This window comes from Microbulbifer mangrovi, from assembly GCF_002009015.1.
In the GTDB taxonomy this organism is placed as follows: Bacteria; Pseudomonadota; Gammaproteobacteria; order Pseudomonadales; family Cellvibrionaceae; genus Microbulbifer; species Microbulbifer mangrovi.
The window spans coordinates 1-701 of the sequence record NZ_LZDE01000080.1 but is presented as its reverse complement, the minus strand read 5'-3'; the positions used below and the strand labels follow the sequence as shown (position 1 = coordinate 701).

1 protein-coding gene is annotated in these 701 nt (G+C 54.2%); it reads left to right on the top strand.

Going from position 1 to position 701, the window contains the following annotated elements:
* Nucleotides 1-246 precede the first annotated feature (246 nt).
* The gene (locus tag B4U49_RS00355; protein ID WP_158078514.1) at nt 247-684 is read left to right on the top strand and encodes a DUF1254 domain-containing protein; all 438 of its coding nucleotides are present in this window, start codon (nt 247-249) and stop codon (nt 682-684) included.
* The last annotated feature ends 17 nt before the right edge of the window (nt 685-701 follow it).

Sequence of the window (701 nt, the reverse complement as noted above, 5' to 3'; positions counted from 1 at the left end):
ACGCAGTGATAGTAGGGCGTTGTACTTGGATCAATCAGGTTTGGTCGTGGCTGGGTCATGGCTGCCAATGATGCTGTATGCATAACCAGTATTGTGCAGTGGGTGATATTAAATGCAAGTGTTTGGCGTAGGGTGCTTTATCCTTTACCTTCTATGGGTGTCCCGTTGTCCTACCGTTGTCCTACCTTCTATGCGTGTCCCGTTGTCCGGCCTGTTGGAGATGAACACATGAAGACAACCACCCATATGATCGCAGTCCTCGTAGTGCTGCTGCCCTGCCTCGCGTTTGCCGTGGAAGCCACCCAACCCGTGACCATCGACAATCTCGTGCGCGCCGAGACGGATCATATGATCCGGGAGAACATCAAGTCCTTCGGACTCGAGGTGGGCAAGATTGTCCACCAGCGTGAAACAGTGGATCTCGACGACCAGCCGGTGATCCGCATGAACGTGGATACCATTTATTCCTCGCTGATACTCGACCTGTCAAAACCTGCCGAGATCACCCTGCCCGAGATTGATGGGCGTTACCAGTCCATGCAGGTGGTCAACCAGGATCACTACATGTATGTCGAGGCCAAGCCCGGAACCTATCGTCTGACCGAGGACGAGGTAGGCACCCGGTTCGCGGCGGTGAGCTTCCGGACCTTCATTGATCCAAGCGATCCGGAGGACGTAGGATAAAAAGGACACCCACCAAA

Bases quoted from the DNA above. Each gene is read 5' to 3' on its own strand.
- B4U49_RS00355 (WP_158078514.1), top strand. From the start codon at position 247: ATGATCGCAGTCCTCGTAGTGCTGCTGCCCTGCCTCGCGTTTGCCGTG.